Origin of the sequence: Nonomuraea sp. NPDC047529 (assembly GCF_040642995.1) — a bacterium.
Lineage (GTDB): Bacteria > Actinomycetota > Actinomycetes > Streptosporangiales > Streptosporangiaceae > Nonomuraea.
In genome coordinates this window covers 137,716-145,493 of sequence record NZ_JBEYTJ010000029.1, presented here as the reverse complement: position 1 = coordinate 145,493, position 7,778 = coordinate 137,716, and the positions used below count along the sequence as shown (strand labels likewise).

At 72.8% G+C, this 7,778-nt stretch carries 6 protein-coding genes; 3 read left to right on the top strand and 3 right to left on the bottom strand.

From position 1 onward, the window contains the following. Together ABZ815_RS36120 and ABZ815_RS36115 are read right to left on the bottom strand one after the other, a co-directional pair. Nucleotides 1-1,185, bottom strand: a 1,185-nt coding sequence (locus ABZ815_RS36120; RefSeq protein ID WP_357705709.1) for an NAD(P)/FAD-dependent oxidoreductase, incomplete at its 3' end; no start/stop codon positions are given. Between the two features lie 198 nt (nt 1,186-1,383). After that, entirely contained in the window at nt 1,384-1,971 is a 588-nt protein-coding gene (locus ABZ815_RS36115; protein ID WP_357705708.1) for a TetR/AcrR family transcriptional regulator, read from the bottom strand. Between the two features lie 119 nt (nt 1,972-2,090). Between ABZ815_RS36115 and ABZ815_RS36110 the strand changes: the two genes are divergently transcribed. Further along, nucleotides 2,091-2,660: a TIGR03086 family metal-binding protein gene (locus ABZ815_RS36110; protein ID WP_357705707.1), complete on the top strand. Its 570-nt coding sequence runs from the start codon at nt 2,091-2,093 to the stop codon at nt 2,658-2,660. Nucleotides 2,661-2,694: 34 nt separating this feature from the next. Here the strand turns inward: ABZ815_RS36110 and ABZ815_RS36105 are convergent, their stop codons facing one another. Then, nucleotides 2,695-5,064 (bottom strand): family 20 glycosylhydrolase, encoded by a 2,370-nt coding sequence (locus tag ABZ815_RS36105; protein WP_357705706.1) that lies wholly within the window; start codon nt 5,062-5,064, stop codon nt 2,695-2,697. 167 nt (nt 5,065-5,231) lie between these two features. Here ABZ815_RS36105 and ABZ815_RS36100 point away from each other — a divergent pair, with 167 nt between their 5' ends. Then, nucleotides 5,232-6,719 carry a sulfatase-like hydrolase/transferase gene (locus ABZ815_RS36100; RefSeq protein WP_357705705.1) on the top strand — a complete coding sequence of 496 codons (1,488 nt, stop codon included), beginning with the start codon at nt 5,232-5,234 and terminating at the stop codon, nt 6,717-6,719. A 49-nt stretch (nt 6,720-6,768) separates the two neighbouring features. Continuing rightward, complete coding sequence (locus tag ABZ815_RS36095) at nt 6,769-7,770, top strand: aliphatic sulfonate ABC transporter substrate-binding protein (RefSeq protein ID WP_357705704.1); 1,002 nt, start codon at nt 6,769-6,771, stop codon at nt 7,768-7,770. Nucleotides 7,771-7,778: the final 8 nt, after the last annotated feature.

The window sequence follows — 7,778 nt, the reverse complement described above, 5'->3', positions numbered from 1 at the left end:
CACTCCCGCGCCCGCTCCCGGCGCCCCACGCCGCGGCCCCCCGGGCGGGGCCGTTCTCGCCGCGCACCGGGGCTCGACCACGGGGACGCCCCCGCCGCCCAACAGGCTCCGCGCGCCCAGCGCGCGGCCGGCGCGGCTGCGCAGGGCGGCCACCGCCGCCTCCGCCGCGAGCGGCGACCGGATGCCCGCGAACACCCGCCGCAGCAGCAACCGCCCACGGAACCGGGCCCGCAGCGCGGCCCCGTCGTACTGCCTGAGCACCCCTTGATCGCCGGTGCGCAGATACTCGGCGATCACCGCCGCGGCCGGTTCGGACATCCGCAGGCAGGGGTCCAGCCCGCCGGCCGTCAGCGGCGACACCGCGCCCGCCGCGTCCCCGACCAGCAGCCCGGCCGGGCAGGCCAGCCGCCGCAGCACGCCTCCGACCGGGATCGGGCCGCCCCGCCGCTCGACCGGCCCGGTGGGCGGCGCGTCGCGGCCGGGCGCGCCGGCGGCGAAGGCGTCCAGCAGACGGCGGACGCCGGCCCGCATCGCCCCCGGCTCCCCCGCCACACCCACGTGGGCGTGCCGCCCGTCGTCCACCACCCACCCGAGGTACCCCGGAGCCACCCGGGGGTCCAGCACGCAGTGGAACACCGGGACCGCCGGGCCCGGCGCGACCGGATGGACGATCTCCGCGCCGACGAGGAAGCGCCGGTTGACGTCCAGGCCGAGATCACGGGCCACCCGCGACCGCGCCCCGTCCGCCCCCACCACGAACCTGGCCCTCACCTCCCGTACCCCCTGCCCCGCGGCTTCCAGGCGGACGAGGCCCGCCGACGTGCCCGCGTACCGCGTGCCCAGCAGGACCCGTGCCCCGGCCGACTCGGCCGCGCGGCGGGCGTGCTCGTGGACGGCCGCCATGTCGGCCACCCGGAACTCGTCCCTGTCGCTGGTGAGGTGGATCGGCGAACGCCGCGACGGCGGGTGCAGCAGCACGTCCCGGACGCCGGGCCCGAGCAGGTGGTCCGGCAGGTCGAAGTCGTCGAGCGTGCGGCGGACGAAGATCCCGGTGGTGCGGATGCCGGCCGACAGCGACCTGCGGCGGTCGACGACCATGACGTCCAGCCCTCGCAGGGCGAGCAGCCGGGCCGTGCTCAACCCGGCAAGCCCGGCACCCACCACCAGAACATCCACTGTCCTCATATTTCGGGACGTTAGGCGGGTTCCCCCTCCCGTAGGGCGGTCTGCACGGTACCCGCCCCCGACCTTCACACCCCCGCCACAAGTCCGAGGCCCGTCGGTGCACCGCGCCCACGACCGCCTCGCCCTCGCCGGGTCGCCGCCGGCCGGGGGAAGCAGTGCCTCCGCCGCGCGGTGCCGTGCTCGGCCTCGTCGACACGGTCAAGGACCGTACGCCGTGCGTGCGAGCAGGCGATCGGCCAGGCCGTCGACGTACTCGGGGGTCAGCGGGGCGGCTCCGAACAGGACGCGGAGGTACATCGGGGCCAGGATGTGGTCGACCACGTCGAGGACCTCCGGAGGGTGCTCGCCCCGGTCGCGGGCCCGGTCGAGCATGGCCTGGAGCTGGCGGGAACGCTCGGCGAGGAACGCCGCGCGGGCCCGCAGGCCGTCGTCGCCCGCCGACGACAGGGCGATGACCAGGCGCAGCAGGGCCAGGCCGTCGGGGCCGGTGACGTCTCTGGCCACGTTGGCCGCGTAGGCGCGCAGGTCGCCGTCCAGGCTGCCGGTGTCGGGGACGGGCGAGGTGGTGGTGAGCCAGGTGATCGCGACGTCGATGGTCAGGGCCTCGATCGTGCCCCAGCGCCGGTAGACGCTGGTGTCGGCCACGCCCGCGCGCGCCGCGACGTCGCCGACGGTGTAGTTGCCGTAGCCGCGTTCGGCGATCAGGTCGGTGACGGCCTGGTGCACCGCGGCGCGGACCCGGGCGCTGCGCCCGCCGGGACGCCTGGCGGGCTGTCGCTCTTCCATGCCCTCACCTTAACGCAGCCACGACTTGCGTTTGCGGCTTCTCGCGCCCTAGAGTCCTCGCCGTAAACGCAGCCACATCCTGCTTTAGCAGTGGGGCGACGCACCTGAAGGAGAGCACGATGACCTCCGTGATCGAGCAGATCGACCGCGCCCTCGACATGGCCGGCGTCATCGTCGAGGGCCTCACCGGCGACCGGCTCGCCGTCCCCGCCCTCTGCCCGGCCTGGGACGTGCGGACCGAGCTGAACCACCTGGTCGGCGGCATGCGCATCTTCGCCGCCGAGCTCACCGGCACCGACGCCGGCGCGGCGCACGAGGACGACTGGCTCGGCGGCGACCCGCGGGCGGCCTTCGCCCTCGCCGCCCGCCTCGACCGCGACGCCTGGCACCGCCCCGGCGCCCTGGACGGGACGGTCCGCCTGAGCTTCGGCGAGCTGCCCGCGCGGATGGCCGCGCTCGTGCACCTCACCGAGGTGCTCGTCCACGGCGCCGACCTGGCGCTGGCCACCGGTCAGGAGACACTCGTGGACGACGACGCGTGCGGCGAACTGCTCACGGTGATGCTCGCCATGGATTTCGGCGCCTTCCGGCGGCCCGGCATGTTCGGCCCCGAAGTCCCGGCCGACCCCGGCGACCCCGCCCACCGCCGCCTCCTGGCCTTCACCGGCCGCCGGCTCCCGTCCCGCTGAAGGCCGGACGGGAGCCGATCGAACAGGACGCGGGTCAGTCCTTCACGGTGACCGCCAGAGCACCCTGCACCGGCGCGAGGCCGGTCGGGCGCACGGTCAGGGTGCCGCTGTACGTGCCGGGCCCGGCGAACGACCGGTCCGACCGGGCCGTGAAGGCGTCGTTGACCCGCATGTCCGGGATGCTCGCCACGCGCGGCGTGGTCAGCGTGACCTCCTCCGTCACCCCGTCGCTCCAGGCGATCGACGCCTTGAGCCCGTCCGCGGCGTGGCCGGGCGCGGTGACCGTCCACGTGGCCCCGGCCGGACGTCCGGCGCGGACGGTGACGGGCCGGCCGAGGACCTGCAGCCGCCACGGGACGTCGGCGGTGGGGAAGAAGTTGGTCCCCGTGACCGTCAGCCGGCCGCCGACCGCCGACAACCTGGTGCTGAATCCAGCGTAGTCACGCTGGTCCTGCGGGGTCCAGCCGACCTCGGCCGTCGCGATCAGGCGCGGGAAGGAGTAGTACTGCGCCTGGCCGAGCCGCCTGATGAACTCGCCCCACATCGCCGACTCCACGCCCAGCACGGACGACTCGGCGACGCCGGGCACGTACGTGCCGGGGTCCCAGTTGTAGTGGCGGTCCAGCCCGCAGACCCCGCCGCACGCCCACGTGCCGCCCTGCGGCTGACGGGGGTCCTGCTTCTGCGGGACGTACGTGTTGGCCGCCGGGGACAGGATGGCCTTGGCCCCGCGCTCGTTGACCGCCTTGGCGACGGCGGCCAGGTTGCCGTTCCAGAACTGCACGACGGCATCGCCCTGGGGCAGGGCGGTTCCGGCGTACTCGTTCCAGCCGACGACGGTCTTGCCGAGGCCCTTCACCGCGGCGGTGAACGCGTCCACCATCTTGACGTAGTCGGCGTGCGGGGTGACGTGCGCCTCGTCCCCGCCGATGTGCAGGTACGGGCCCGGCGTCATCGCGGCGATCTCGGCGAGCACGTGCCGGGCGAACTCGTAGGTGACGGGGGCGGCGGCGTCCAGCGAGGAGTAGCCGACCGCGCCGGTGCCGTTGTGCGGGACGGTGGTCTCCCCCGGCTGGAGCCGCGGCTGCGCGCCCGCCGTGTTGAGCTGCGGGACGGAGTGCAGCGCCGAGTTGACGTGACCGGGCAGGTCGATCTCGGGGATGACGGTCATGCCGTTCTCGCCCGCGTACCGCACGATCTCGGTGTAGTCGGCCTTGGTGTAGAAGCCGGTGATGCCCGGTTCGGTGCCCCGGTCGGTCATCGCGGTGGCGCCGCCGACCCGGGTGAGCAGGCCGTAGTCGATGCCCGAGGGGTTGGTGGCCGGGTCGCCGACGGCGATGCGCCAGCCCTGGTCGTCGGTGAGGTGCAGGTGCAGCCGGTTGATCTTGAACTGGGCGGCGGCGTCGATCGCGGACTTCACCTCCGCCACCGGGTAGAAGCTGCGCGCGACGTCGAGCATCATGCCCCGGTGCGCGAAGCGCGGGTAGTCGGTGATCGTCACCGCGGGCGCCGTCCACGAGGCGGGCACGACGGAGTCGGACTCGACCCACTGTGGGAAGAGCTGGCGCAGCGTCTGGACGCCGTTGAGCGCGCCGGCGGCCGTGCTCGCGGTCAGGGCGATCCGGCCGGGGGCGACGGTGAGCCGGTAACCCTCGTCCTCGTGCCCGGCCGGGCCCTTGCCGGGGCCGACCTCGACGACGATCGGCGCGGGGCCGTCCCCTGCGGCGACGACCGGCAGGCGGTAGCCGGTGGCCGGGCGCAGTGCCCTGGCCAGGTATTCGGCGGGCGCCCGCGCGTCCTGCCCGGCCGCGACGACCCGGGTGTTCCTGTGCAGCGTGTACGGCGTCCCGCCCTGCTCCTGGAGCGCCACCGGCTTCGGCAGCAGGCCCAGGACGGGCCGGGGCGGCGCGGGCGGCCGGTCCCAGATCTCGAACTCCGAGATCGAGTAGCCGAAGGCGGCCCAGCGCTTCCTGCCCTGCATCCGGACATGGGACACCGGGGTCTGTGAGGCCACGTCGATGACGTCGGTGCGCGGGCAGGTGTCGCGTTGCAGCGAGGCCACGTCGGTCCAGGTCACGCCGTCGGCGGAGGTCTGCAGGACGAAGTCGCGGGCGCAGGCGTTCGGCCAGCGCAACGTCACGTGGTCGACCTTGGCCGGCTCGTCCAGGCGTACCTGGACCCAGTTGTCGTCGGCGTACTTGGAGGACCAGCGGGTGGCGGTGTCGCCGTCGTTGACGTGCGCGGCGGCGAAGTCGGCGCGGTCCAGTTCGACGCTGGAGGCGGTGGCGGTGCCCGCGAGGGCCAGGTTGACGGGCTCGTCGGCGGCGTAGGCGCTCGGAGCGGGCCCAAGAGCCGGGACCACGAGCGCTGCCGCGAGCGCGGCGGTCAGGAGATGTCGACGCATCGGACTCCTTCGGGAGGCGGGGGATATCGCAAAGTGTGATCACCCTCACCGATTTACGTCAAGAGACCGGAAATAAAAACCGACATCTCTCCCCTATCACCCCCTTGCGGAGCTCATGATCCTTCTTTAACGTAAACCCTCAAGAAAAATTAGCGATCGGAGAGCGAGTGACCAGTCCCCGCAACGTCCTGTTCCTGATGACCGACCAGCATCGGGTGGACACGCTCGGCTGCTACGGCAACCCCGTCGTCCGCACCCCCGCGCTCGACGGCCTGGCGGCGGAGGGCACGCGCTTCGACCGGTTCTACACGCCGACCGCGATCTGCACCCCGGCCCGCGCGTCGCTGTTCACGGGGCTGCACCCGTTCCGGCACGGCCTGCTGGTCAACCCCGAGCGCAACGGCGGCGGCCGGGACGAGGTCGCCGACGACCAGCCGACCCTCGCCGCGCCGCTGCGGGCCGCCGGCTACAACCTGGGCCACGTCGGCAAGTGGCACATCGGCCGCGAACGCGGGCCCGAGTTCCACGGCATGGACGGCGAGCACCTGCCCGGGGCGCTGAACCCCTTCGACCACCCCTCCTACGACAGTTGGCTGAAGGAGCACGGCCATCCCCCCTTCGCGGTGGACAGCCCGATCTTCGGCAAGGCCCCCAACGGCACCGGCCGCGGCCATCTCATCGCCGGCAGGCTCCGGCAGCCGGCCGAGGCCACGATCGAGGCGTTCCTCGCCGACCGCACCCTGGAGCTGCTGGAACGCTACGCCGCGGACTTCCGCCGCACCGGCCGCCCGTTCCTGCTGTCCTGCCACTGGTACGGCCCCCACCTGCCGTACCTCATCCCCGACCACTACTACGACATGTACGACCCGGACCTCGTGCCGCTGCCCGCCTCGATGGCCGAGACCTTCGCCGGCAAGCCCGAGGTGCAGCGACGCTACTCCGAGTACTGGTCGGCCGACAGCTTCGACGCCGACGCCTGGCGCAAGCTGATCGCCGTCTACTGGGGTTACGTGACGATGATCGACGACCAGATCGGCCGGCTCCTGACGGCGCTGCGCGAGCTGTCCCTCTGGGACGACACCACGGTCGTCTTCACCGCCGACCACGGCGAGTTCACCGGCGCCCACCGGCTGAACGACAAGGGCCCGGCCATGTACGAGGACATCTACCGCATCCCCGGCATCGTCCGGGTGCCCGGCGCGCCCGCGAAGACCGTGGACGCGTTCGCCACCCTGATCGACCTCAACCCCACCATCCTGGACCTGGCCGGGCTGCCGCCGCAGGAGCCCTGCGACGGCGAGAGCCTGCTCCCGCTGCTGCGCGGCGAGCCCGCCGAGGGCCGGGACTCGGTGGTCGCCGAGTTCCACGGCCACCACTTCCCCTACTCCCAGCGCATGATCCGGGACCGCCGCCACAAGCTGGTCTTCAACCCGGAAGGCGTGCACGAGCTCTACGACCTGGACGCCGACCCGCACGAACTGCACAACGTCTACCCCGCGCCCGCCTACGCGGCGGTCCGGCGCGAGCTGACCGTACGCCTGTACCGGGAACTGCTGCGCCGCGGCGACCCGGCCTACACCTGGATGAGCTACATGGCCGACATCGGCGAGGGCCGCGCCCCCGACGTGGACGGCGTCGCCGACGAGGTCGCATGAGGCCGCCGTCACCCCCCGATCCCTCCGTGAGACGAGAAAGGACCCCCCGATGAGGCGTCCTCGCACCCTGGTCAGCGCCCTGGCGGCGCTGGCCGTCCTCCTCCCCGCCGCCGCCTGTGGCTCCTCCTCCGGCGACGGCCCCGAAGCCAAGAGCGTGCGCTTCGGCTACATCGCCGACTTCTCCGGCGCCGCCGCGCTCGCCGCGGCCGACAAGCAGGGCCTGTGGGCCAAGCAGGGGCTGGAGCCCGACCTGAAGGTGTTCACCAACGGCCCGCTGCAGATCCAGGCGCTCGGCTCCGGCGACATCGACTTCGGCTACATCGGCTCCGGCACGACCTGGCTCCCGGCCAGCGGCAAGGCCAAGATCATCGCGCCGAACATGCTCGGCATGGCCGACCGGGTGATCACCTACCCGGAGTCGGGCATCACCTCCGTCAAGGACCTGAAGGGCAAGAAGGTGGGCGTGCCCGAGGGCACGTCCGGCGACATGATCCTTGAGCTGGCCCTGAAGGAGGCCGGCCTGTCCGGCAAGGACGTGCAGAAGGTCAACATGGACCCGAGCACGGTCGTGACCGCGTTCAGCGCCAAGCAGATCGACGCGGCGGCCATCTGGTACCCGCTGATCGACACCATCAAGAAGAACGTGCCTGAGCTGGTCGAGCTGACCAAGAGCGAGGACTTCTACCCCAAGCTGAGCTTCCCCAGCTCGTTCGTCGCCCGCAACGAGCTGGTCTCCGGCGACGCGGCCACCGTCACCAAGGTGCTGAAGGTGCTCCAGGAGGCCAACGACTGGGTCGCCGGGCACGCGGCCGAGGCCGAGACGCTGACCGCCGCCTTCCTCAAGGCGCCGCCGCAGCAGTTCAAGGGCGCCTCGGCGGTGACGAAGATCCTGCCGACCGCCGAACTGGTCAAGCTGGCCAAGGACGGCACCGCGGCCGGCTGGTACAAGGGCCTGGCCGACCTGTTCGTCACCATGGGCAAGCTGACCGAGTCGCCCGAACCGTCCACGTACTTCACCGCCGACCTGTACGCGTCGGCCGCCGCCGGATGATCCGGACG

Coding starts and splice junctions, on each gene's coding strand:
- ABZ815_RS36105 (WP_357705706.1), bottom strand. CDS start 5,064: ATGCGTCGACATCTCCTGACCGCCGCGCTCGCGGCAGCGCTCGTGGTC.
- ABZ815_RS36115 (WP_357705708.1), bottom strand. CDS start 1,971: ATGGAAGAGCGACAGCCCGCCAGGCGTCCCGGCGGGCGCAGCGCCCGG.
- ABZ815_RS36095 (WP_357705704.1), top strand. CDS start 6,769: ATGAGGCGTCCTCGCACCCTGGTCAGCGCCCTGGCGGCGCTGGCCGTC.
- ABZ815_RS36110 (WP_357705707.1), top strand. CDS start 2,091: ATGACCTCCGTGATCGAGCAGATCGACCGCGCCCTCGACATGGCCGGC.